General features: G+C 65.7%; 22 protein-coding genes. 10 read left to right on the top strand and 12 right to left on the bottom strand.

Annotated features, from left to right (window positions below; translation table 11 throughout):
* Positions 1-11 precede the first annotated feature (11 nt).
* On the top strand, positions 12-1313 hold the full coding sequence (locus NGM29_RS06850; RefSeq protein WP_254159707.1) for an RNB domain-containing ribonuclease: 1302 nt from the start codon (positions 12-14) through the stop codon (positions 1311-1313).
* 76 nt (positions 1314-1389) lie between these two features.
* On the opposite strand, the gene NGM29_RS06845 is transcribed toward NGM29_RS06850, so the two are convergent.
* From NGM29_RS06845 to NGM29_RS06835, 3 genes are all read right to left on the bottom strand, one after another.
* Positions 1390-2646: an RNA-guided endonuclease InsQ/TnpB family protein gene (locus NGM29_RS06845; protein ID WP_254159706.1), complete on the bottom strand. Its 1257-nt coding sequence runs from the start codon at positions 2644-2646 to the stop codon at positions 1390-1392.
* A 223-nt stretch (positions 2647-2869) separates the two neighbouring features.
* The gene (locus NGM29_RS06840) at positions 2870-3418 is read right to left on the bottom strand and encodes a GNAT family N-acetyltransferase (protein ID WP_254159704.1); all 549 of its coding nucleotides are present in this window, start codon (positions 3416-3418) and stop codon (positions 2870-2872) included.
* A 137-nt stretch (positions 3419-3555) separates the two neighbouring features.
* Positions 3556-4842 (bottom strand): MFS transporter, encoded by a 1287-nt coding sequence (locus tag NGM29_RS06835; protein WP_254159702.1) that lies wholly within the window; start codon positions 4840-4842, stop codon positions 3556-3558.
* A gap of 253 nt (positions 4843-5095) precedes the next feature.
* On the opposite strand from NGM29_RS06835, the gene rtcA reads away from it, so the two are divergent.
* The 4 genes from rtcA to NGM29_RS06815 all read left to right on the top strand — a co-directional run bounded on the left by rtcA (position 5096) and on the right by NGM29_RS06815 (position 10108).
* Positions 5096-6208: an RNA 3'-terminal phosphate cyclase gene (gene rtcA / locus NGM29_RS06830; RefSeq protein WP_254159700.1), complete on the top strand. Its 1113-nt coding sequence runs from the start codon at positions 5096-5098 to the stop codon at positions 6206-6208.
* Positions 6209-6306: 98 nt separating this feature from the next.
* Positions 6307-7260 carry a bifunctional 2-dehydro-3-deoxygluconokinase/2-dehydro-3-deoxygalactonokinase gene (gene kdgK1, locus NGM29_RS06825; protein WP_254159699.1) on the top strand — a complete coding sequence of 318 codons (954 nt, stop codon included), beginning with the start codon at positions 6307-6309 and terminating at the stop codon, positions 7258-7260.
* A 156-nt stretch (positions 7261-7416) separates the two neighbouring features.
* Entirely contained in the window at positions 7417-8586 is a 1170-nt protein-coding gene (locus tag NGM29_RS06820) for a PGF-CTERM sorting domain-containing protein (RefSeq protein WP_254159698.1), read from the top strand.
* 103 nt (positions 8587-8689) lie between these two features.
* Positions 8690-10108, top strand: a complete 1419-nt coding sequence (locus NGM29_RS06815; protein ID WP_254159697.1) for a dihydrolipoyl dehydrogenase family protein — start codon at positions 8690-8692, stop codon at positions 10106-10108.
* A 107-nt stretch (positions 10109-10215) separates the two neighbouring features.
* Here NGM29_RS06815 and NGM29_RS06810 read toward each other — a convergent pair whose 3' ends face one another.
* The 5 genes from NGM29_RS06810 to NGM29_RS06790 form a co-directional block, all read right to left on the bottom strand.
* On the bottom strand, positions 10216-11118 hold the full coding sequence (locus NGM29_RS06810; protein WP_254159696.1) for a serine/threonine-protein kinase RIO2: 903 nt from the start codon (positions 11116-11118) through the stop codon (positions 10216-10218).
* A gap of 342 nt (positions 11119-11460) precedes the next feature.
* Positions 11461-14307: a PAS domain-containing protein gene (locus NGM29_RS06805; protein ID WP_254159695.1), complete on the bottom strand. Its 2847-nt coding sequence runs from the start codon at positions 14305-14307 to the stop codon at positions 11461-11463.
* Between the two features lie 108 nt (positions 14308-14415).
* A complete protein-coding gene (locus NGM29_RS06800; RefSeq protein ID WP_254159694.1) occupies positions 14416-15453 on the bottom strand; it encodes a metal ABC transporter permease in 1038 nt (345 codons plus the stop codon).
* Entirely contained in the window at positions 15450-16235 is a 786-nt protein-coding gene (locus NGM29_RS06795; RefSeq protein WP_254159693.1) for a metal ABC transporter ATP-binding protein, read from the bottom strand. Before NGM29_RS06795 ends, NGM29_RS06800 begins: the two co-directional genes overlap by 4 nt.
* Positions 16236-16240: 5 nt before the next feature.
* The gene (locus NGM29_RS06790; protein WP_254159691.1) at positions 16241-17305 is read right to left on the bottom strand and encodes a metal ABC transporter substrate-binding protein; all 1065 of its coding nucleotides are present in this window, start codon (positions 17303-17305) and stop codon (positions 16241-16243) included.
* A gap of 160 nt (positions 17306-17465) precedes the next feature.
* Between NGM29_RS06790 and NGM29_RS06785 the strand changes: the two genes are divergently transcribed.
* Positions 17466-18287 carry a lipoate--protein ligase family protein gene (locus NGM29_RS06785; RefSeq protein ID WP_254159689.1) on the top strand — a complete coding sequence of 274 codons (822 nt, stop codon included), beginning with the start codon at positions 17466-17468 and terminating at the stop codon, positions 18285-18287.
* Positions 18288-18493: 206 nt separating this feature from the next.
* On the opposite strand, the gene NGM29_RS06780 is transcribed toward NGM29_RS06785, so the two are convergent.
* From NGM29_RS06780 to pcp, 3 genes are all read right to left on the bottom strand, one after another.
* Entirely contained in the window at positions 18494-18787 is a 294-nt protein-coding gene (locus NGM29_RS06780; RefSeq protein WP_254159688.1) for a DUF5808 domain-containing protein, read from the bottom strand.
* 136 nt (positions 18788-18923) lie between these two features.
* Positions 18924-20096, bottom strand: a complete 1173-nt coding sequence (gene thrC / locus NGM29_RS06775; protein ID WP_254159687.1) for a threonine synthase — start codon at positions 20094-20096, stop codon at positions 18924-18926.
* 217 nt (positions 20097-20313) lie between these two features.
* The gene (pcp, locus tag NGM29_RS06770) at positions 20314-20931 is read right to left on the bottom strand and encodes a pyroglutamyl-peptidase I (protein WP_254159686.1); all 618 of its coding nucleotides are present in this window, start codon (positions 20929-20931) and stop codon (positions 20314-20316) included.
* Here pcp and NGM29_RS06765 point away from each other — a divergent pair.
* From NGM29_RS06765 to NGM29_RS06755, 3 genes are all read left to right on the top strand, one after another.
* Positions 20930-21073, top strand: a complete 144-nt coding sequence (locus NGM29_RS06765; RefSeq protein WP_254159685.1) for a hypothetical protein — start codon at positions 20930-20932, stop codon at positions 21071-21073. The two genes, pcp and NGM29_RS06765, sit on opposite strands and share 2 nt — an antisense overlap.
* A gap of 29 nt (positions 21074-21102) precedes the next feature.
* Positions 21103-21630, top strand: a complete 528-nt coding sequence (locus NGM29_RS06760; RefSeq protein WP_254159684.1) for a DUF8050 family protein — start codon at positions 21103-21105, stop codon at positions 21628-21630.
* A gap of 104 nt (positions 21631-21734) precedes the next feature.
* Positions 21735-23033 (top strand): hypothetical protein, encoded by a 1299-nt coding sequence (locus tag NGM29_RS06755; protein ID WP_254159683.1) that lies wholly within the window; start codon positions 21735-21737, stop codon positions 23031-23033.
* A gap of 70 nt (positions 23034-23103) precedes the next feature.
* On the opposite strand, the gene NGM29_RS06750 is transcribed toward NGM29_RS06755, so the two are convergent.
* Complete coding sequence (locus NGM29_RS06750) at positions 23104-23529, bottom strand: DUF5789 family protein (protein ID WP_254159682.1); 426 nt, start codon at positions 23527-23529, stop codon at positions 23104-23106.
* A gap of 125 nt (positions 23530-23654) precedes the next feature.
* Between NGM29_RS06750 and NGM29_RS06745 the strand changes: the two genes are divergently transcribed.
* Complete coding sequence (locus NGM29_RS06745) at positions 23655-24320, top strand: HAD family hydrolase (protein ID WP_254159681.1); 666 nt, start codon at positions 23655-23657, stop codon at positions 24318-24320.
* Positions 24321-24385: the final 65 nt, after the last annotated feature.

Raw genomic sequence — 24385 nt, 5'->3', positions numbered from 1 at the left:
TAGCCGAGGGTATGAGCGATGACGTACAGGCCGCAGCCGGCACGGCCGAGGGGCAAGGTCCCGTCCAGATCTCCGAGGACCTGGCCCGCCACCTCGAGAACAAGCGCGAGGACCTCTTCGAGAAGTTCGAGATTCGCGACGAGTTCCCCGCGAGCGTTCTCGAAGAGGCCAAGGAATTGACCGAAGATCCGAAAGCGGACATCGACGCGGAACTCGAGGATCGGCGCGACCTCCGGGACATGACGACGTGGACGACCGACCCCATCGACGCCCAGGACTTCGACGACGCGCTCTCGATCGAAGAGCGCGAGGACGAGTACGTCCTCTGGGTCCACATCGCGGACGTGACCCACTACGTCCACCCCGAATCCGAGATGTGGAACGAGGCGGTCGAGCGCGGCAACACGGTCTACCTGCCCGCCTACACCATCCACATGCTGCCGCCGGTGCTGGCCGAGTCGGTCTGCTCGCTGGTCCCCAACGAGGAGCGACTGGCCCACACCGTCGAGATGCACCTCGACAAGGAGACCCTGAGCTACGACTCCATCGACATCTACAAGTCCGTCATCGAGTCCGACGAACGGCTCACCTACTCCCAGGCCGAACAGCGCCTCGAGGACCCCGACGCGCCGCTGCACGAGGAGAACAAGCTCGTCTACGAGGTGGCCAACGAGATGCACGAGATCCGCAAGGAAGACGGCTCCCTCGTCCTGAATCCCAGCCGCGACCGCGCCCACACCATCATCGAGGAGTGCATGCTCAAAGCCAACAAGGCCGTCACGCACGAACTCATGTGGTCTCGCGGCGTCGAAGCGATGTACCGCGTCCACCCCCAGCCGACACCCGACGAGTGGTCGAAGGCCCTCCAGGAGATCCAGGACCTCGACGGAGTCTCCATCCCCGGCGACACCTGGGACGAGCCCCGGAAGGCGGTCAACGCGACCCTCGAGACCGCGCCGGGTCGCCAACTCGACAAAATCCAGTGGGCGGTGATGAAGGTGATGCCCCGCGCGAAGTACATGAACGACCCATTCGGCGGCCACCACGCGCTCAACTTCGAGATTTACGGCCACTTCACAAGCCCCATCCGCCGCCTCTCGGACCTGATCAACCACTGGATCGTCTACCAGAACGACGTGCCGGAGAACCTCGTCGCCCTCTGTGACCGGGCCAGCGACAAGCAAAAGGCCGCCGAGACCTGCGAGCGCGAGTACAAACAGTTCCTCCAGGAGGTCGGTCTCGATCCGATGGCGGTGAACAACCGCGGACTCGAGGTCGTCGAGGACGCTGAAGAGGCAGACAATACGCTGTAAACTACCCCACCCTACTCCCTCGGCGCAGACGCGCCTCGGTCCTCGAGGGTGGGGCTTTGATGTGGACTCCCGGCAATCAGTCGCCGGCAATAGGCCGGTGGCTCTTGCCGTTCACCGTCCCACCATTCACACGCAGGTCTACTTCTGCGTCTCCGCTCCCCGACGTGGGCGAGGAACAGAGTCTGTGTGTCCGCTTTCGGGCGTAGCGGAGCCCGATGTTCTTTGCTCCGTTGTAGTCCGCGTTCACCTCGTACCCGCACTTCTGGCAACAGAAGCGTTCTCCGTGGCGGTTGGCTTCGTGCGTGAATCCACAGTCCATTCGAGAACAGCGTTGGGACGTGTGGTTCGGCTCGACTTGCTCCACGGAGACGCCTTGTTCAGGCGCTTTGTACTCAACGTACTCGAAGAGGCGTCGGAACGCCCAGACGTGGTGCCACTTCGCGTGTGGAAGTCGCTCGCGTATGTCGGTCAAGTCCTCGAACGCGATCACGTCGCAACCGTGTTCGACGGCTTCCGCAACGAGTTCGTTGGCGACGGTGTGGATGTACTGCTTGCGCCACGCTTCTTCGCGTTTCCCGAGTCGAAGCAAGGCGTTGTGTGCGGCTTGCGTGCCGCGCTGTTGCATCGCTCCACGTCGCTTCTCGAACTCACGACACCAGTGGTCGTACTCATCGCCCTGCCAGAACGTGCCGGTCGAGGAGACGGCGAGACTGTTGACGCCGAGGTCGATGCCGAGGACCGTTTGGTTGGGGTGCTCAGTATCTGCCGAGACCTCCGCGTCGTCACCGTCCACCTCACACCGCCGGATCGAGATATTGAGGTAGAACTCGTCGGTAGCCGCGTCGTACCGAAGCGTACTCTCGCGGAACTCGTAGCCCTCGGAGAGGACGTACCGCTCGTAGGGTGTCGGACTATCTGCCGGAAGAACGAACGAGGGTTCGACCCGGCCCTCAACAGTTGCCAGCGACACCTTGCGTCGGTAGAAGGTGGCGCTTCGCATGTCGTAGTCCATCGTTTCGGCGGTGAACGTCGGACAAGCGACGCGCTGTCCCTTCTTCCAGCGTTCGATAACGCCTTTGATGGCTTCGACGGCGCGACGTATCGCGGCCTGGACGAGTTGTGCCTGTAGGTCCGTCTCTTCGCGGAGGTCGGAGTAGAGCGCGTCTCGAACCCGCCGTTTGTTAATCTTGCACTCGGTGAACGAGGTGTCCGACCAACAGTAGTCGGCGGTTCGGTTCGCACAGTACAGGTACTGCTCGGCGGTTCGGTGGAGTGCGTCGCGTTGCTCGTCGGAAACGGCGAGTTTCACGACGGCGGTTCGACGCACGCCCATACTTCAGAGAAGACTCGGCGGTACGTATACGTTCGGGAGTCAGTCGGTCGCAGTATGCTGGTTGTGTCGTCCCATGTCGGGTTCCTCTCCGGCCTACTCGCTTACTTCGTTCGCTCCTTGAGGCCGGAGGCTCCACCTTGAATTACGCTGAATTGCGGAAAACGTGGTTACACAGATTCGAGGAGAAAGTCCACGACTTCAGTCGTGGGTGGATGTCAAGAACTCACAGCGAGCGCTCGAGCAACGACACCCGATACGTCTCGCCCTCGAGTTCTTCGACCACCTCGGCAACGGGTTCGTACCCTCGGCCCTCGTAAAAGTCGATCGCGCGCTCGTTCGTCGTGAACACCTCGAGACGAATCCGGTCGTAGCCGTCGTCCTCGACGGCTCGTTCTCCGTGATCACAGAGCGACGTTCCCAGCCCGCACCCCCAGTGACCCGAGCGAACGTAGAGCCGAGCGAGGTGGCCGACGGCAGGTTCGTCCGGCCACTGGCCGACGTGGACGAAGCCGGCGAGTTCGTCGGTTCGATCCGGCTTGTCGTCGTCCGGCTCGGGGGCGACGAACAGGTGGCTGTCCCTCGACTGGATCGACTCGCGAAGTCCCTCGAGGGCGTACCACTCATCGGTCATCATCTCGACGGTGTCGGGGCCGAGGAGGTCGTCATACGCGGCGTGCCAGCTCTCGCGGGCGACGGTCCGGATCGCACGGGCGTCTTCGAGGCGTGCGGGTCGGACGAAGTGAGTGGATCGGTGGCGGCTCGAGTCGGTCACGGTGGCTTGTCAGAGGGCAAAGACGAAAAAGTGTGCGGCTAGTGGCGTTCCAGGCCGAACAGATGGGTGAGATTGATAGCGTTCATCCGGTTTCACGCATCGGTCGATGCCTATAAAGGTACTAATCGCTCTGGCCGTCAGACGCTCGAGCCGTCCGCCGCGTACCGATACAACCAGAGCGTACACGCGAGCGCGACGGCGGCCGCAACGGTCGCGATCACGAACGCCATCCGGTACCCGGTCGCGGTGTAGACGCGAACGCCGGCCTCGAGTTCGCCCGTCCAGTAGGTGTCGAGAGCGAACCCCATCGCCGTCGGGAGCACGGCGGCGCCAAAGAAGGCCGCACCGTTGATCACGCTAGTCGAGATGCCACTCGCGCTCGCGTCGTGGCGGTCTTTCACCAGTGGATACCCGAGGACGAACGCGCCGAGCAGGACGCCCGCGACGAAGAAGACGAAGCCGACGACGGCGATCGGGGGCCGCCCCAGCGCGGCGACGAGACCGATCGAGGCCACGTAGATAACGCCGCCGACGACCATCAACTCGACGCGGCGCTCGAGGCGGTCCGAGAGCCAGCCGATAGACGGCGGGCCGACGATCATGCCGACGCCGCCGGCGAGGGTGTAGAGAGACGCGTGGGTCACGGAGACGTCGTAGGTCTGGACGACATACGGGACGCCCCAGAGGCCGAACAGCGTCAGGTTGAGCCCGGAGGTACAGAAAAGCATCACGCTGGCGACCCAGGTGACCCGGTCGGAGAGCACGGTTCGGACATGACGGACGACGTCGGCAGTCGAGAGCGTCGGCTGGCCGGGTACACCCTCGATCGGGTCGAAACCGGCCTGTTCGGGCGTGTCGCGAACGACCGCGTAGACGACGACGCTGAATGCGACGCCGAAGACCCCGAGCGCGCCGACGGTCGTCCGCCAGCCCGCCGACTCCGCGGCGATCGCGAGCGGGGTGGTCGCGAGGACACCACCGACGCCCGAAACCGCGAAGCTGAAGCCACTGAGGGTGGCGAACTCGTCGGCCCGGAACCAGCTGGCACAGAACCGAAGGATGCAGACGAAGATCACGCTCGCCCCGAGGCCGACGAGCCCGCGGGCAATCAGCGCCCCCGCGTAGCTGGTGGCCAGCGCGAACCAGATCGCGCCGACGTTCATCACGAACCCGCCCGCAGCGGCCGTCCGACGGGGACCGATCCGGTCAGCCAGGATCCCCGTCGGCAACTGCATCAGCGCGTAGATCCAGAAGAAAATCGCGTGGAGGGTCCCGAGCTGAGCGCCCGTGGTTCGGAAGCCGGCCATCAACTCTTCGGCGAGGACGGCCGTCGAAAGCCGGTAGACGTTCACGAGCAAGAAGACGACGCCGAGGGTCCCCCAGAGGAACCATCGGCGAGTGAGCGGGTCGCGCCAGCCTCGCATGCCTCTTCTCTCTCGACTCGAGTGACCTAACGGTTCAGGTTCCGGAAGCGTTCATCACGGACGGAGTTCGAGAGATATTCGCGGCTCCACCGGCGTTCACTGGTACGTTGGTCCATTCGACCGCAGTCTTCGCGTTCGTCTCGAGCGGTCGGGTCCGTCTCACACGAGCGGGCCCCACGGATGCGCCGTGGCACACCCCGCGACGTGACACACCACGAGAAGACCTTTCCACACCGCACTCGACCACGCAGGTATGCACACCCTCGACGGGCACGACGCCGGCGGCCAGTTCCTCCGGCGAGCGCTCACCCTCTCGGCGCTCACCGGCGAGCCCGTTCGCCTCGAGCGCGCCCGCGGCGACCGGCCGAATCCGGGGCTCGCGAACCAGCACCTGGCCGTCCTAGAGGCGATGGCGGCGATTACCGACGCCGAGGTCTCGGGTGGCGAACTCGAGGCCGAGACGGTCGAGTTCGACCCCCGAACGGGAACGGGCGGCGACGGCGCGGTCGAAATCTCGGGCGGGGAATACACCGTCGAAGTCGGCACCGCCGGTAGCCTCACCCTCCTCTTCGACGCGGTCCTTCCCCTCGCCGCCCGCCTCGAGTCGCCGCTTACCCTGACCGCTTCGGGTGGGACGGACGTCGCCTGGTCCCCACCCGTGGACTACCTCCGGTACGTCAAGCTCCCACTCCTCCGTCAGTACGGCCTGCAGGCCGCCCTCGAGGTCGACCGTCGCGGCTTCTATCCCGCGGGCGCCGGCCGACTGCGGCTTCACCTCGCTCCCTCACGGTTCCATCCGCTGGACCTCGAGACCCGGGGCGACCTCACGGGCGTGTGCGTCTACTCGACCGAAGCCGCCGCGCTGGCCGACGCCGACGTCGCAAAACGGCAGGCGGAGGGTTCCCTCGAACGGTTGCAAACCCGAATCGGTTCGGATGGTGCGAATTTCGAGGTTCGCGAGCGCGTCGAGACGACGGCCGAGAGCGCCTGTCCGGGTTCGGCAATTGTGCTGAGCCTCGAGTTCGAGTTCGCCGGTGACTCGGCGGAGACCATGTCGACACCCAGCCCCCAGGCCGGCTTTTCCTCCCTCGGCGAACCCGGAAAACTGGCCGAACGCGTCGGGGAGGAAGCCGCCGACGCTGCCGTCGCGTTCCTCGAGGGGAACGGGAGCGTCGACGCCCACCTCGCCGACCAACTCCTGGACTTCCTCGTTCTCGGCGGCGGCCGCCTGCGGATTCCCGCCGTGACCGACCACGTCGAGACGAGTTGCCGGTTACTCGAGACGTTCGGCTACGACCTCGAGTTCGAGCGCCAGGGGAACGCCGATGGATCGACCCTTCTGGTCGCCGAGACGGAACTCGAGTGAGATACCGCCACCAACGACACAACTTATAGCACACCCCTCCGTTTTTCGACCATGAGCCAGCGATTCACCACCGACCGACCGAATCGAGAGGGAAACGCGTGAGCGACCTCGTCACCTTCGGCGAGACGATGCTCCGCCTCTCACCGCCCGGGCACGAACGCCTCGAGACCGCGAGCGAGTTCGAGGTCCGCGCGGCGGGCGCCGAGAGCAACGTCGCCGTCGCCGCCGAGCGACTCGGCGCCGTCTCGACCTGGACTTCGAAGCTCCCGGACTCTCCGCTGGGCCGGCGCGTCGTCGGCGAACTCGAGCAGTATGGTATCGACACCGATGTCGTCTGGAGCGACGAGGGCCGCCAGGGGACGTACTACCTCGAACACGGGGGCAAACCCCGCGGGACGAACGTCGTCTACGACCGATCGGACGCCGCAATCACGACCGCCAAACCACAGGAGTTCGACATCGACCTCATCCGGGACGCTCGCGTCTTCTTCACGTCGGGCATCACCCCTGCGCTGTCGCCGACCCTCCGGGAGACCACGGCACAGCTCCTGAAGGCAGCGCGACAGAACGACACGACCACCGCCTTCGATCTCAACTACCGGCGAAAGCTCTGGTCGCCCGAGGAGGCTCGAGACACCCTGACGAAACTGTTCCCCGGAATCGACGTGCTCGTGATCGCGGCCCGCGACGCCCGTACCGTGCTCGGCTACGAGGGCGACCCCCGTCAGCTCGCCCACAAGCTCGGCTCCCAGTTCGACTTCCGAACCGTCGTCGTCACCCGCGGCGACCAGGGCGCGCTCGCCTGGCACGACAACGTCGTCCACGACCATGACGCCTACGAGACCGAGACGCACGACCCCATCGGCACTGGCGACGCTTTCACGGGCGCGTTCATCGCTCGCCGACTCTCCGGCGACGACGTCGGTCGAGCGCTCGAGTACGCCGCCGCGACGGCCGCCCTCAAGCGGACGATTCCGGGCGACGCCGCCCTCGTCACGAAAGCGGAGGTCGACGCGGTCGTCGCCGACAGTGCCGAGTCAATCTCTCGCTGAACCCCCTCTCCCGCTCGGACCGGCCGAGCGTCGTGCATCGAGAGGCGAATGTCGTGAACCGGGCCCCTGGACGTGCTCGAGGTGATTTCCGAACCCGTTCGATTGGACGGCTCTGTCAGAACTCCTTTTATAGTGCGGGCGAACGGATCAGATGAAATGAATCGAAATGCAGTCGTAGCCGTCCTTATCGCAGCAATGCTCGGCGTCAGTGTCGTCGCCGCAGCTGGGGCCGGTGCGAGTTCAGTCGAATCGAGCGCGACCTCCCAGAGCGAGACGTACGCGGGAAGCCACCTCGAGTTCGAGACCTCGGGGAGCGCCCTGACGAACTACGCCGTCGGCGGCGAGACCGTGTTCTCCTCGGTCGCCGTCGACTCCCGAAGCGACGCCAGTTCCGGTGCCAACGCCGGTATCGACCTCGGGGCCGTCGTGAACCTCGAGGGCGCCGGCCTCTCGGTGAGCGCCGAGTCACAGACGAAAACACGAATCGAATCGGAGAGTGGTGCGACGCTGTCGGCCCACGACAACGAACGCGGGATTCTCGTCGTCCGGGCCGGCGGCGACGCCCAGGTCGTCGAAGCCCAACTCGGCGAGAACGTCCAGGCCAGCGCCGAAGGCGACGGCGAACGCGTCGTCGTCGAGGGCGACGACCGCAACGGCGTCTTCCTCGTGATCGGCGACGGCGACGTCACCGTCAACGAAGAGGGCAACGTCGCGGCTAGCCTCGAGGGCGAGTCGACGCTCGTCTTCCGGTCCTACGAGGACGGCGAACGTACCGACGAGACGAAGTCCCAGGAGCAACTCATCGCCGACGGTTCGGCCGCCGCCGAAGTCTACGTCGAGCAGCGAGACGGCGAAACCGTCACCGACTCGGTCACCTACGCCGAGGATCTGACCCTCGAGGCCAAACAGGAGAGCGAACGCCGCGTCGACGTCACCGTCGACCGCGCCATCAAGGAGGGAACAATCGTCATGACGACGGTCGAGGAGGAGACCGTCGGTACGGTCGAGGATCTCGAGGTTCGCGTCGACGGTGAGGCTGCCGTCCAGGCGTCCTCCCAGTCCGAACTCGAGAGCGCGATCGGCGGCGAGGGCTCCGCGTACATGGTGAGCCAGCACGCCGAGGCGGACGCCAAGGCGACCGTCTTCGTCGCGTTCAACCACTTCTCGGAGCGAACCGCGTCGATCGATGGCTCGGGTGCCGACGAGGGCAGTAGCGACGACGGCACTGGCTCGAGCACCGAAAGCGACGGTCTCCCCGGATTCGGGGCTCTCGCCGCGCTGCTCGGACTCCTCGGGACCGGTGTCGCAGCCAGGCTCCGACGCTAGACTCGTCGTCACGTTCGTTCTCGAAACGCCTTCTCCTGTCGCCAGTGAGTTGTCCACGCACGACCGCACCAACGCCTATTGGGGAAGCCACCGTTTCACCGATATGGACAGTCTCCACGTCGCGATTGTCGGCGCCTACGGGAGCGCAGGTGTCGCCGCCACCGACGAGTTGCTTGAGCGCGCCGCGGAATCGGAAACCGACCTCGAACTGACCCTGATCGACGACGACGACCCGGGCGGCGGCCTCTGCATTCTCCGGGGTTGCATGCCCTCGAAGGACGTCCTCTCGGCCGCCCAGCACCGCTACCAGGCGCGCCACGACGGTCGACTCGAGGGGACGCCCGCGGTCGATCTCGAGGCGGTCGTCGCCCAGAAGGACGAGCACGTCCACGGATTCGCCGAACATCGACGGGATCGCGTCCACGACCTCGCCGACCGCGACGGCGTCGAGTTCCTCCACGAGCGTGCCAGGTTCGTCGACGACCGCACCCTCGCCGTCGGCGACCGCACGATCGATCCCGACTACGTCGTGATCGCGACTGGCTCGACGCTCAACGTTCCCGATACGCCCGGTATCGAGGACGTCGACTACTGCTCGAGCGCGGACGTGCTCGACGCGACGTCGTTCCCAGACTCGGGGATCGTGATGGGCTTTGGCTACATCGGCCTCGAGCTTGCCCCCTACCTCAGCGAGGTCGGCGGCGTCGACCTCACCGTGATCGAACACGACGACCGCCCGCTGGAGGAGTTCGAGGACGCCTACGGCGACACGATCCTCGACGTCTACCGGGAGCAGTTCGACGTCGAGATTCTGACAAACACTGACGAGAAGCGCCTCGAGCCAACGGCCGACGGCGGCGTTCGGCTCACGGTCGATCGCAACGGCACCAGGGAGGTCCTGGAGGCCGATCAGCTCTACGTATTCACCGGCCGCCGCCCGAACGTCGACGGCCTCGGGCTCGAGCACACACCCCTGGAACCGGAGCAGGGCTGGGTCGAGCCGACGATGCAGGCCGCAGACGACGAGCGCACGTTCGTCGTCGGAGACGCCAACGGCCGCGAGCCGATTCTCCACGTCGCCAAGGAACAGGGCTTCGCCGCCGGAAAGAACGTCCTGCGCCACGCTCGAGGCGACGACCTCGAGCCCTACGCGAACGTCCCCCACCACGTCATCTTCTCGGGCCTGAGCACCTACCCGGTGGCCCGCGTCGGCCACACCCCAGACACGGCCGCGGATTCGTCGATGGACGCAGTCGTGGTCTCGAGGGAGGCGTCCGACGACGGCGTCTTCAAAACCAAGAACCACCCGGAGGGCGTCGCCACGCTGGTCGTCAGCGCCCGCGACGGGACCGTGCTCGGCTACCAGGGACTGCACCTCCACGCCGACGTGATGGCCAAGACGATGCAGGTGATCGTCGAGATGGGCCTCGACGTGCGAGAGATTCCGGACCGGGCGTACCATCCGACCACGCCTGAGATCCTGGACGGCCTGTTTCGAGAAGCGGCAGCAGAACTCGAGTAGGCGGTTTCGGACTCGAAGGGGGTTGAAGAGCATTCACGCAGCGTCTGCGACGGCGATACTTCGAGCGATGGGCAGATTACCTATAGCACCATAGGGTGTATCACATCCTACGCCGACAATGAGTCGAACTCTCCGGTGGCGATCTCAGCAGCAATCGCGTCGCTCTCGAGGTCCTCAGGCACGACTGACGGATATTTCCGCCGGAAGTACCCCACCAGATTCGTGAGGTCGCGATCCAGGAACTCGCGAGCGTGTTCGTGATCGGTCGGCACCGCCTGCGGCCAGTCGAAGATCGTCACCCCCTCCTCGGCGACGAACACGTTGTACTCGCTCATGTCCGCGTGGACGTACCCCTCCTCGTACGCGCATGAGAGTTCTCGCAAGAGTAACTCCAGCACTCCCAGCACCTGGTCGTCCTCGAATCGGGTTCGCGAGAGTTCCACCCCTGGCATCTTCTCCATCACGATGGCGTGTCGGTTCTGGTCGATCGGCTGAGGCACCGAGACGTCGGGGTACAGCGTCTCGAGGGCGTCAAACTCCCGTTCAGCCGCTTTCCGGGCGGTGTAGAGCCAGGACACGTGCTGATTTTCCGAGGTGTAATCGCGCTCGCGGTTGACCTCCCGGAAGTTGGTATAGCCCTCTCGGTGGTACTTCAGGGCTAGCGGCTTGTAGGATTTGACCTCGTAGACGTCGCTCTCCTTGCCGACGCCCAGCGGGGCGCCGAACTCCGAGATCGTATCGCGCTCGACGAGTGCACGAAGGGCGAGGGCGTCGTAGCCCTCGAACTGGAGGGTGTACCCCTCGTACTGGATCGTCTTCTTCTCTACTAGCCCGCGCTTGAGACAGCGCTCGAGGCGGTAGTCCACCTCTTCAGGGGTGAGTCCCGAGAAGTTCGATAGCTTCTCGCGCTGGACCCACTCCGAGAAGCGCATTCCCTGCTCGATTCCCGAGAGGAGATAGAAGTCCTCGGACTCGAGTTCCGCCAACAGCTCGGCGACGTTCCGCACCATGGGCGCCGTAGCCGCCGTGGACGTAAAAGTGCTCACAACCGCTCGAGCGGTTCGGGTGCCACCTGATAAACCGTATGTAACTGTATGAAATTCCGAATCCTCGGTAGTCGTGGCTCGTCGAGCGACTCGCGGAGGAGCGCCCAGGTTACCGGCTCTCGAGGCTCAAGAGCCGTGTGGACCGACAAGGCCGTAGCTCAGTGAGCGGGAACGACAATTCGATCGAACGGCTGATCACCGGGATTCGTCGCCGAAAAGAGGTTCCGTTGCGGGAGAGAGGTTTCATCGCGAGAGAAAAACTCTCGTTGCGAGAAAAGACCCCGTTGCGAGAGCGACGACGCCCGTTCAGTCCTGGTCAGCGCCGACCGCCGCCGGGAGCGTAAAGGTAAAGGTCGTCCCGACGCCCGGCTCCGAGTCGGCCCGGATCGTCCCGCCGTGGCGCTCGACGATCCGTTGGCAGAGCGCGAGCCCGATCCCCGTTCCCGCGTGTTCCTCCTGACTGTGGAGGCGCTGGAACACCTCGAAGACCCGGTCGGTGTCGTCGGGATCCATACCGATTCCCTCGTCTCGAACCGACACCTCCCAGACGTCACCGGCTCGCTTGGCAGTCACGTGCACACGGGGCGATTCGTCGCCGCTGTACTCGATCGCGTTGCTCAGCAGGTTCTGGAACACCTGGCGCAACTGGGTCGGATCTCCCTCGACGCGAGGAAGTGAGTCCGCCGTGACGTCGGCCCCACTTTCCTGGATCGGGAATCGGAGGTCGGCCTGTGCGTCCGAGAGCACCGTCTCGAGGTCGACGGGCTCGAACGCGTTCCCCTGGGTTTCCACCCGGGAGTACTCGAGGAGTCCGTCGATCATCTCGCGCATGCGCTCGGCTCCGTCGACGGCGAATTCCAGGAATTCCTCGCCGTCTTCGTCGAAAGCGTCGCCGTACCGGCGCTCGATCAACTGCAGGTAACTCGAGACCATCCGCAGGGGTTCCTGGAGGTCGTGGCTGGCGGCGTAGGCGAACTGCTCAAGGCGCTCGTTCGACGCCTCGAGTTTTCGCTCGTACGTTCGCCGCTCGGTGATGTCCTGGGACATACCGAGGGCGGCGAAGACCTCCCCGCTGTCGTCGCGAATCGGAACCGTCTGGAGCTGGTAGACCTGCTCGCCGAGTTCGATTTCGAACGAGCTGGACTCCCCCTCGAGCGCGGCCTCGTATCGTGGCACGAGTTCGTCCTCGAGTGGCGCCGGGAGGACGTCCTGGATCGGTTCGTCGAATCCGGACCCGACCGCGACGTCCGCCCCGTCGAGCGGCGTGCCGCCGATCGTCTGGTAGCGGAGGTGCTCGTCGACGAGCGCGACGGCGCCGTTCGGGAAGTGTTCGACGAGCGTGCGGTAGCGCCGTTCGGACTCCTCGAGCTGGCGCTCGCGTTCCTTCCGTTCGGTGACGTCTCGGAAGTAGACCGAGAGGCCCGTTTCCGACGGGTAGACGTGTATGTCCAGCCACGCGTCCAGCGGGTCGGGATAGTAGAACTCGAACGAAGTCGGTTCCTGCGTCTCCATCGCCCGCTCGTACTCCTCGCGGAGTTGCGTGTTCTCGACCCAGTCGAAGACCTCCCAGACGTGCTCGCCGACGAGTCCCTGGTCCTCGAAGTCGATTAACTCCTCCGCGCGCTCGTTGACGTGCGTGAACCGCCACTCGTCGTCGAGCGCGTAGAACGCGTCGGTGATTCGACCGAGGATTTCGCTCAGTTCGGTCTCGAGTTCCGACTTCCGCCGCTCCAGCTGGTGTTCCCGGTCCTTGAGGTCGGTGATGTCCTCGCTGGCGACGATGATTCGTTCGACGTTTCCGTCGGGATCTAGCACCGGCGCGGCGTTCACGTGCAGGTGGATGCGATCGCCGTCAGGCGTTTCGACGACGACTTCGTCGTTGCGGACCGGTTCGCCGGTCGCCGCAGTGCGCGCGGACGGCGTTTCGCTCGAGTCGAGCGGGTTCCCATTGGGATCGTAGAGTCCCCACTGGTCGGCGCCGTCGGGATCTTCGAGAAACTCCTGTTCGGAAACGTCGAGGGTTTCCTGGGCCCGCCGGTTCGCCATCACCGTCTCCCCGTCGGCGTTCCAGACGGCGATGGGGATCGGCGCCGTCCGCAGGAGTTGCTCGGTCTGTTCGGATTCGCGACGGAGTTGCTGTTGGCGTTCGTGCTGTTCGGTGACGTCCTCGACAGAGAAGACGACTCGTTCGTCGTCGCCGTCGTCGTCGATCGGTGCGGCGTTGATCGAGACCCACTGCCGACCGCGTGCCGGCGAGTCGATCTGGCACTGGTAGCCGAAAACTGGCTCGCCGGTTTCGACGACCTGCATCAATGGCCAGTCCTCGAACGGGATCTGCTCGCCGTCGGCATCGTAGACGTCCCACGTCTCGCGGTCGTGGTCGTGGTCGGTGAACGACGACGCCTCGGCGCCAAGCCAGTCCAGGACTCGTCTGTTCGCCCGAGTGAGGTCGCCGTCGGGCGTGCTTACGAGAATCCCGACCGGGACGGTCTCGAGCACCTGGGCGGTGAAGTCCCGTTCCCGGCGGAGTTGCTGTTCGTATTCCCGACGCTCGGTCATGTCGCGAGTGACCTTGGTGAATCCACGAAACGTCCCCTCGTCGTCGTGGAGTGCCGTAATAGTCACGTTGGCCCAGAAGAGGGAGCCGTCCTCGCGAACGCGCCAGCCCTCGTCCTCGACGCGGCCCGCGGCGGCCGCCCGCTCGAGATTTCGCTCGGGAACGCCGGCGGCAGTGTCGTCGTCGGTGTAGAACGTGGAGAAGTGCTCGCCGACGATGTCGGCTTCGTCGTAGCCCTTGATCCGTTCCGCCCCGTCGTTCCAGCTGGCGACGGTGCCGTCGGGGTCGAGCATGAAGATGGCGTAATCCTCGACGGCGGTGACGAAAGCGCTGAACTCCTCTCGATCCGTTCGCCCATCGGGACGCTCAGCGTCGCTCGAGCGCCACCAGACGCGAGCCGACTCGTTGATTTGCTTCGTCCGGAGCGTGCCTCGTTCGACGAGTTTCGACAGGGTTCGACGGGCAGACTCCAGGGAGCACTCCAGCTCGTCGGCGACTTCGGCGGCCGAAATCGGCGTCGAAGGGTCCTCGAGTTTCGAGAACACGCGTTGGACGTCCGCTCGAGTGCAGTTCGGAGCCGAACCTGGCGATTCCATTACGCCAAGACCTAGAGCCAGGTGTATAAACCTATAGTGGTCGAGCGACCGGGCGAAACCGTTCGGGGTGGCCCACCTGGGAGCGTTCGAGGTTCAGCGATCGAGTCGTCACTCGAGGGGAGTCCCGTCGCCGTCGATCGCGTCGACGTCTGGCGCCGACTCCTCACGGTGGCTTCCGGCGAAGAACTTGCCGAGGCCGACGCAACCGACGTAGATGGCGACGGCGACCAGCACAACGACGCCGCCGGCGGTCGCCTCGGCGTAATACGCGACCCCGACGCCGACGACGACGGCGAGTTCGGCGAGGACGACCGACGTCAGTAGCGCCTGTGAAAAACTTCGCGCGACCTGCGAGGCGCCGGCGACGGGGACGACCAGCATCGCTGCCACGAGGATGACGCCCATGATTTGCATCGCGCCAACGACGACCAGCGCAGTGAGCATCACCATCACCCGATTGTACCAACGCACGGGAATCCCCGCGACCTCGGCGGCCACTTCGTCGAAGGTGACGTACAACAGTTGATTGCGGGTGAGCGCGACCGTACCGACGACGACGGCGAACAGCACCAGCAGCAAGACCGTGTTTTCGGCCGACACCGTCGAGAGGTTCCCGAAGAGGTACTGGTCGATCGACACGGTGAGCCCACCCGCGTTGAGGCTGATGAGCACCGTCCCGAGGGCGAACCCCGTCGAGAGGACGATCGCCATCGAGACGTCGTTGTAGGCGTCGGTGTACTCCGAGATGAGTTCGATCAGCAACGCGGCGATCACCGCGATGACGATTGCCGTCAGGTACGGCGACACCGAGAATGACAGGGTCGCGTTGATGAACAGCCCGACCGCGACGCCCGCAAACGCAGTGTGTGCGAGGGCGTCGCCGATGAGCGCGAGCTGGCGGTGGACCAGGAAGGTGCCGATGAGCGGGGCCATCACGCCGATGCAGAGCCCCACCAGGATCGCCCGGTGCATGAACGCGTACTCGGGGTGGATCATCTCGAGACGCGTCACGTAGTACAGCTGGGACAGGAGCCAGTACCACGCCTCGAGCAGCCAGTACAGCGGCTCGAGGGCGACGTCGACGGGCCCCGATTGCAGCGGGTCGAGAGGGCTCGACCCAAGCAGGCCGACGAGCGACCGGCTCATCGGCGGTCACCCACGATGGCCGCTGCCGCCCCGAACGCTCGGCCGAGCGCGTCGCTCTCGACGAACGCGTCCGCCGTCCCGTCGAAGTACACCTCGCGGTTGAGACAGACGATCCGATCGGCGTGAGCGGTCACCGCGCCCAGGTCGTGTTCGATCAGGAGGACGGTGATTCCCGAGTCGTTGAGCGACTCGAGCAGTTCGTAGAACGCCTCGACCGATTCGGCGTCAACGCCGACGGTCGGCTCGTCCAGGACGAGCAGGTCCGCTTCGCCCGCGAGCGCCCGCGCGATGAACGCCCGCTGACGCTGACCCCCGGAGAGGTTCGTGATCCGCCGGCCGGCGAACGCGTGCATCCCGACCGTCTCGAGGGCACGGTCGACGATTGCCCAGTCCGCCTCGTCGAGTCGGCCGAAGCGAACGTGCGGAAACCGGCCCATCTTCACGACCTCGCGAACCGTGATCGGCATCTCCGTCGAGGCGCTCGCCCGCTGGGCGACGTAGCCGACTCGAGCGCCGTCGTCGAATCGGTGGGCGGGTTGGTCGAACAGCCGTGCGGTGCCCCGGTCCGGTCGGAGCAAGCCGAGTGCGAGTCGCATGAGCGTCGACTTTCCGGAGCCGTTCGGGCCGACGACGGCGACGTACTCGCCGGGGTCGACACGAAGCGAGACGTCCTCGACGACCGGGGTGGACGTGTACCCGAAGTCGACCTCGGACAGTTCGATGACGGGCGTACTTGGGTCGGCGGAGTTCGTCTGCGCCTCCTGATTAGCTGTAGTTCGCATGTGTCTCACTCGAAGTTTCGCCATTCGTCAGCCCAGCCGTCCGGTCCGGCCTCGTCCGGCGATTCGTTGCCGAGGACGACGCTGAACGTGGGCATGTTGATGTTGTACGCGATCTCCTCGTAGCCCCAGCCCGCATCGACCCACTCCTCGTAGACGCCGGCGTACGGCGTCACGGGGAAGTAGGCCTCGACGGGCGTCTCTGCGAGCAACTGTTCGGCCGGCTTGCGCGTCTCGAAGACCGCGGCGCCGATGTACTCGATGTCGTTCTCCTCGATGGTCTCCTTGGCCGCGACGATGTCGCTCGGCGCCACGTTCCCGCTCGCGGCGAGGTTCGTGACCAGCGGGCGCATCTCGACGCCGTAGCGAACGCCGACGTACTGAAAGGCGTTGTGAGCCGCGAGCTGGACCACGTCCTGCGAGGCCGTCTCGAAGATTCGTTCGTAATCCGCGTCGATCCGGTCCAGGACGTCCGCCTTGTACGCCTCGGCGTTCTCGCGAAGAGTCTCTTCGTGGTCGGGCGCGACCTCGATCAGGCCGTTGGCGATGTTGTCGACGGAGCGCTTCGCACGCTGTGGATCGAGCCAGAAGTGTGGATCTTTACCTCGTCCGTCGCCGACGCCCTCCTCTTCCGGGTCCAGGCTGGCCGCCAGCGAGACCAGTTCGACGCCCTCGCGGGCGTTGATCAAGGCCGTGTCGACCCCGTCGTCCTCAAGGGTCTGAATCGCCCGGTCGGCCCAGGGCTGGAAGTTGGCGCCGACGTGGATGAACGCGTCCGCTTCGATGATGTCGCGCGTGATGCTCGCATCGGGCTCCCAGCCGTGACCGTGGAGGCCCGTCGGAACCAGGTTTGTCAGCTGGACAGGCGTGTTCTCGGCTACCTTGCGTCCGAAATCGTAGAAGCTGAAAAACGACGCCGCGACGACCGGCGATCCGTCCTCGCTCCCCGACGGACTTCCTCTGACGCCCGCGAGACAGCCCGCGCTTCCGGCGACGAGGACGCCAGCGCCGCTCGCGAGTGCCTGACGGCGGGATATCGAGCGTCCGTCTGTCGACCGTGATCGCTCGCTCATTGTCGTGACGTAGCACCCACGAACTATAAAGTAGTTACTACTGAACCCTATTTTTAGACGAGTCTAAATCAGATGCTTGTGTGAGGATTCGTCGATGGTCGACCGTCGACGGTGCCCGCACGTCGGAATCCATTTCTCGGTGGCCGACGAGCACACGGGTATGACCGACCTCGCCGACCGCGAGTGGCGCCTGATCAAGGACGACCCCAGGGACGGAGCGACCCAGATGTCCCTCGAGGAAATCGCCGCGCAGACGGCGCTCGAGGACGACCTGCGCACCGTTCGGGTCTACGACTGGGAGCCCAGCACGCTCTCGCTGGGCTACCAGCAAGAACCCGACACCGTCGACTGGGACTTTTGCGAAGAGCACGGGGTTGACGTCACCCGACGCCAGACCGGCGGTGGCGGCATCTACCACGATTCCGTCGCGGACATCTCCTACACCATCGTCGCCCCGGCCGCGGAAGTCCCCGGCGACCTGATGGACTGTTACGCCATGTTCTGTGAACCCATCCTGGAGGCGTTCTCGCGGATGGGCGTCGACGCCGACTTCGCGGGGGCGAAACAGGAGGCCATCTACCGCCCCTCGTGTTACCTCCGGGACATTCACCCTGCTCACGACGTAGTGGCCCCTGCGAGCGAGTCCGAGACGAAGAAGATCAGTGGCAACGCCCAGTACCGCCAGCGCGACGTCGTCATCCAGCATGGCTCGCTGAGCTTCGACCTCGAGCCCGAAACTCACGTCGGCGTCTTTGCCGCGGACATCGAGCCGCAAACGTTTACAGACCGCGTCACGAGCATCCGCGAGCAGGCGGGAATCGACCGCGAGGAGGCCGTCGACTGTCTCGCCAGCGCGCTCGGAGAGTGGTGTGACGCCGAAGAGGGCGAGTGGCGGGACGGGGAACTCGAGGCCGCGGCCGACCTGGCCGAGCGGAAGTTCGGTGCCGAGGGCTGGGTTTGCGACCGCGCGCTCGAGGCCTGAGTCGACGCGCGCCGGGGAAGAGAAAGGAGAGAACAGGCGCACGAGGTCGTCGAATTCGAATTCGAAATCCGGGGAGAGAGACTTAAGGTTCCAAGCGCGCGGTTCGAGGGTTGAGGTCCGAGGGTCGAGGTTCGAGCGTCATGGCTGATGCTCGAACCCGCAACTCAGGCGAACGGAAACGGTCGAAAAGTGCTACTGGAGACCGCTCAGTCGTCGCTCTCGTCGTCGACGATCACTTCGACCGGATCGATCGCCGAGTCCGAATCAGAGTCCGAGTCCGACGACGGCGACTGTTCCTGCCAGAGCAACGCGCCCGTGATGAGGACGACGATCCAGGACCGCCAGTTGGCCAGGTTGAGCGTGTAGCCGACGCCGAAGGGCTTCTCGACGAGCATTCCTTTACCGGGTTGCCAGTACGACGAGAGCATTCGGCCGAAACTCGGTCGCTCGAAGTTGTACGGGACTCCGAAAATTTCACCGGAGGTCGGTTTGTCTGCCATACCCGGGCGTACACCGTCCGGTAATAAGAGTATTATGTACGCTCTCTTACGGCGGCCCTCCGTAGCGCCGTTACCCGCTCGGGACCGTCGTCGACAGGACCTCACTCGAGGTCGAGTACCGATTCGAGACCGAGCGTCACGCGGACTCGAGTGTCGACTCGAGGTCCTCGCGGTCGACGACCGGCGCTGACGGAACGTCGCCCCTACCGCCGTAGCCGCGCCCGGTCAGCACGCAGGCGACCGTCTCGTCAGCGTCGATTTCCTCGCGTTCGGTCAGTTGCCGAAGCCCCGCGAGCGTAGTCGCAGAGGCGGGTTCGACGCGCACGCCAGCGTCGCGAGCCAGGCGATCCTGGGCCTCGAGAATCGCGTCGTCGTCGACCGAGAGGACGGCGCCGCCGGTGTCGCGAACGGCCGCGAGCGCGCGGGTGCCGCTCGGCGGGTCGGCGTTGGCGATGGAGTAGGCGACGGTCTCTCTCACGTCCGCATCGGGGTCGACGCGCTCTCGACTCGACTGGAACGCCGCGGCGATCGGATCGCAGGCCGCCGCCTGAGTCAGGTACAGTCGCGGCAGCGACTCGAGCAATCCGCCGGCGCGCAACTCCAGCAGTCCCTTCCAGACCGCGCTCGCGTTGCCGCCGCTGCTGACCGGAAGGACGATGGCATCGAGGTCCGGGATACGCTCGAGGAGGTCGAACGCGAGCGTCTTCTGGCCCGCGACCCGGAGGGGAACGTCGGAGTTGAGGAACTGGATTCCATGCCTCCGGCCGAGTTCGAGGGCGTCGTAATACAGTCGGCCGTAGTCACCGCGAACGCGGACGATTTTCGGGTCGAACCGGGCGATGGCCCGGACCCGCTCCTCGGCGATGTCCGCAGGGACCAGGACGGTGCAGTCGATCCCAACGGCCGCCGCGTGCGCCGCCACGCTTCTCGCCATGTTGCCGTGAGAAACGGTCCCGACGCGATCGATTTCGGCCTCGAGGGTGGCCGCGACGCCGACGGCGCTTCCCCGATCCTTGAAGCTCCCCGTCGGGTTTCGCCCCTCGTCGGCGAGCCAGACGTGCGTGCCGGCGTAGCCTTCGAGAGAGTGGCTTCTCCAGACTGCAGCGCCGCCAGCCTCTAGGTCACCCGCCGGCTGGCTCGCCGGGAGCACGGCGTCGTATCGCCAGATCGACCGCCCACTCGAGCCAGCACCCGAGGGCCAGCGGTCGAGCGGTTCGATCGGCCGCCACAGCGGTTCGCCGCAGTCACACCGGGCTCGAGAGGGCTCGAACGTTCGTTCGCAGGCGTAGCACGCGCGAATTGTGGGCATTATCGGCCGTTCGGGCCGGAGGACGAAGACTTCCCGGGGCGGCGCCATCGGCAGTCGGTCGAAATCAGCGCCTGTCGTCCTCGTCCGATGTCTTCATTCGTCGCCTAACTCGCCGTCTGAGCGTCCACGAGTGCCTCGAGAGGCGAACCGGCGAGCGGGAGATAGAGCGTTGATATACGCGCAGCCGCTATATCAAATGTCCCGCAACTGGCGCGGTTCACTCCTCGAGCGCGGTTTCGATACCGACCTCGAGCCCGCGTCGCATCGTCTCGAGCGCCATGCTCGGCTGCGTGGTCTCGCGAGTGGCCGCCTGCTCGTGGCTCAGCGGGACGTGGACGAAACCCGACCGAATCTCGAGGTCGTTCGTCTCGACGTACTGGCGTGTCGCGTAGAGGATATCGTTACAGAGGTGGGTGCCCGCCGACGTCGACAACGTCGTCGGAACGCCCGCCTCGAGCATGGTCGTTTGCATCTCGCGAACCGGAAGCGTCGAGAAGTACGCGTCCGGCCCCTCGACGTCGACCGGATCGTCCAGGACCGAGTGGTCGTCGTTGTCCGGCGTCCCCGCGGTGTCGCGGAGGTTGATCCCCACGTGCTCGAGCGAGAGCGCGGGTCGACCGGCGGCCAGGCCGAGCGAGACGACCAGCGTCGGGTCGTGGCGCTCGAGGTGTTCGACGAGCGCGGGACGTGCCCGGTCGAAGGCTACCGGAAGTTCGCGACCGACGACGGTCGCCCCTGCCACTCGCGTGCCGTCGAGCGCTGTGGCCAGTTGGCTTGCCGGATTCGTTTCGAACTCGCCGAACGGTTCGTAGCCCGTCACGATAATCGTCGACATGCGCCACTCGTTCGGGCACGCGATGATGAGTCCACCGGTCGCGGGCGGTCGCCACGCTTTTTTCGCCGCGCCACGGACGCTCGAGCGTGCCTGGACGTACGATCACGAGCGGCGGGAAACGGCGGGCGCACGGCCGTTCTGAATGTGCGGGTGGCCGAGGTGGCCGGTAACGTGGCGTCCGTCGACGAGTCGAACGAGCCTGACGAATCGAACAAATCGGACGACGTGGGCGACAACACGAGTCCGAAATCGCAGACGGATGGTCGAAAACGCCGCGACCGAATTGTCCGCTGGCTCGCCCTGCTGTCCCTCGGCGTCGTTCCCTGGGTCGTCATCCGAACCAGCGGGACGACGTTGCTCTTTCCCTGGGGGACGATCGTCCTCGAGACCGAGCACGTCACGCTCCTGCCGACGTTTCTCGATCAACCGGGGCCGACGCCCTCGTTCCTCCGCTACTGGCCGCTCGGGAGTCTCGCCTACGCGCTCGCACTCTGTTGGGCCGGCGCTCGAGCCGTCGGTCTCCCCGCAGACCGGCGAGTCACGGCCGGTCTGCTCGCGCTCGTCGGCGTCGCCGCTATCGGCCTGTCCGCCGGGTTCGGAGTCGACCCCAATCGAACCGCCTACCCGCTCGCGACAATCCACGCCCCCCTGGTCGCCGGCTGGCTGTGGCTCTCGGGGGCGCCGCGAGCGGATGAGTAGACGACGCGTCCGGAGACGGTGGCCATCGGTTCGACGCGGCGCAGCGGGCGTCGACGGGTAGAAACGACGGCATAACTATCCCGACATCTCGAGACCGCGACAGTATGAGGGCGAACGCGTCCGATCGGGACGCAGCGTCGCCGGCCGAGGGATCGACGGCCGGCACGAGCGACGACGTGCTCGATCGGTTACGGATCCTGCTCGACCCGCTCGACGGCGGGTGGTGGTCGACGACGTCTCGGCTCGAGCGGCCAGCGGGGGCCGCCTTCGAAACGGCGCTCGTCGACGCCGTCGACGCGCTGTTTCGACCGGTCGACGACGGCGGGTTCTGGGACACGGAGAACGAGCGCTTCATCCAGGGTTATCGTGGCGTCGAGCGAGAGCGCAGCGAGGGATTGACCTGGCTTCCCCGGCGCGGCGTCGAGTACCGACACGGTCCGCTCGCGACGATGGCCGCCCTCCAGTGGCGGACCTCGCCGTTCGGGACCGACGCGTACGACGACAGGCTCCGCGGGCAACTCGAGCACTGCCAGCGGCTCGCGACGACGCAGAATCACCGCGGCGAACTCGCGCCGGGCGTCCTCGGAGCCCTCGTGGACGCGTTTACGCGTGCGAGCACCGTCTTGGACCCGGCCTGGATCGAGGTCGCGACGGTGCTCTTCGAGCGCACTCGAGGCCGGACGTTCGATCACGCGGAGGATGGCCTCCTGCTGGCTGGATGGGCCGCCCTGTCCGACGTCACCGACGACCGGGACGTCCGCGCGGCCGTAACCGAGGGAGTCGCCAACTTCGAATCGCGCCAGCAAGCCGATGGGTGGCCCGGATCCGACGACGCGACGCGACAATTCGACTATCGGTCGTACGCAATTTGGGGCCTCGCTCGAGCCGCCGCGAGCATCGATCGACCGGCCGCACTCTCCGTCGTGGAAACTCACCTCGAACGAACGCTCGTCGACCAGGTGCGCGCCGATGGCGGGGTGCTCTCGGCACCCGTTCCGGCTGGCTCGCGCCTCGGTCAGATACTCCGCGGCGTGACCCGAAAACAGCCGGCCTCCTGGCAGGTGGTCCGGCCGCGAAATCAGGCGCTGTTGGCGACCACCGTCGCGGCCTACGTCGCCGCTGGTGGCTCCTGCCGATACGATCGGGCGGCAGAGGCCGCCCTCGGATGGGTCCTGGATAGATCGAGAACCCGTCTCTCGACGCTCGACGACGTCGTCACCGATCTCCCTCTGGCCCCTATGACGATCGACAGGAAGGTCGCACCGCCCGGATACCGGCGGGTAACGGTCGGGGACCTAGGTGCGCTGATTCGGGCGTTCGTTGCCGGCGCGACCGACGTCGAGGGTGAACGACGACGCGTCCTGGTTCGGGAGCCGCGAGGCTCGTCGACTCGGAACGGATGACGGTGGACGGTGGCGCTGCCGCGATATTCGGTGGACGAAACGGTGTAAACGCAGGGAAAAACCTGGTCGATCAGAGACCACTGCCACCGCTCTCGCTCGGCGACCCCTGTTCCGCCTCGTCCAGCGATTCGAGGTCGCGCTCCGGATTCGCCTCGGTTCGCCCGCCCGCCTCGCCGGTCAGCTGGCCGAAGATTGCCTCGCGGGCCTCCTCCGGCGTGTCGTAGGTCTCGCCGGCCAGCCGGTCGAAGACGCTTCCCAGCGTCTCGGTCTCGTTGGGCAGGTCGATCGGTTCACTTCCGTACTCGGCGGCGATTTCTTCGCTCGAGACGGGATACTCGAGGTCGCCGAGGTGCGTTTCGACGGTCTCGAGGATGTCCTCGGTCGACTCCGCCCGGGACGACTGGCGCTCTCGCGCGTTTTCCTGGACACGCTCGGAATCGGGGTCTTGCTGGTTAGAACCCGCACTCGAGTCGGCGTCTGGTGGCTGGTCGCTCATGGTCGTCGCTACCACGAGCGCCGGAAAAAGAGATTGGCTGGCGACTGCGGGGTGGCCGTTTGGCGCCGAATCGCACGTCTCGGGAGACCGAAACGATCACGTGATCACGGCGAACACGTTCGCGAGTGACAGCCTACGACGCGGTTATCTTCGACAGCGACGGCGTGCTCGTGCGCCCGCCGACCGACGACGTCCAGGCAGAGGCGACGGCGACCGCGTTCGAAGCGATGGGCGTCGAGACCGTCGACCGGGCGGTCGTCGACGAACTTTGTGACGGCGTCCCCGCCGAGCGAGTCCGGGAACTCTGTCGCCGGTACGACCTCGAGCCGGAGCCGTTCTGGACGGCCTGGGAGGATCACGACGAACGATCCCAGTTTCTCCGGTTCAGGGACGGAACGCGCGGGCCGTACGACGACCTCGAGGCAGTCGAGACACTCGAGCAACCCTGTGGGATCGTCAGCAACAACCATCACACCACGATCGAGTTCGTCCTCGAGTACTTCGACCTCGAGCACCTGTTCGAGACGTATTACGGTCGGGAGAAGTCCCTCGAGAGCCTGGCGTTGCAGAAGCCGAACGGACACTACCTCAAACGGGCGCTGGCCGACCTCGACGTCGAGGCCGGTCGTGCGCTGTACGTGGGGGATAGCGAGAGCGACGTGCTCGCCGCCCACCGGACGGGAATGGACTCGGCGTTTGTCAGGCGAGACCACTGTCGAGACGTCGAACTTTCCGAGGCCCCGACCTACGAGGTGGCTGGACTGGACGCGATTCCGCAGATCGTGCGGTAGGCGGTCGGGTTCAGGAGTTCGCCGTGCGACCCGGCGCGTCCGCTCGCAGTCACCTCGGGACTCGT

It is taken from the genome of Natronosalvus rutilus (assembly GCF_024204665.1).
Classification (GTDB): domain Archaea; phylum Halobacteriota; class Halobacteria; order Halobacteriales; family Natrialbaceae; genus Natronosalvus; species Natronosalvus rutilus.
The sequence above is the reverse complement of the archived record's forward strand: the minus strand, read 5'-3'. Positions and strand labels throughout refer to the sequence as shown.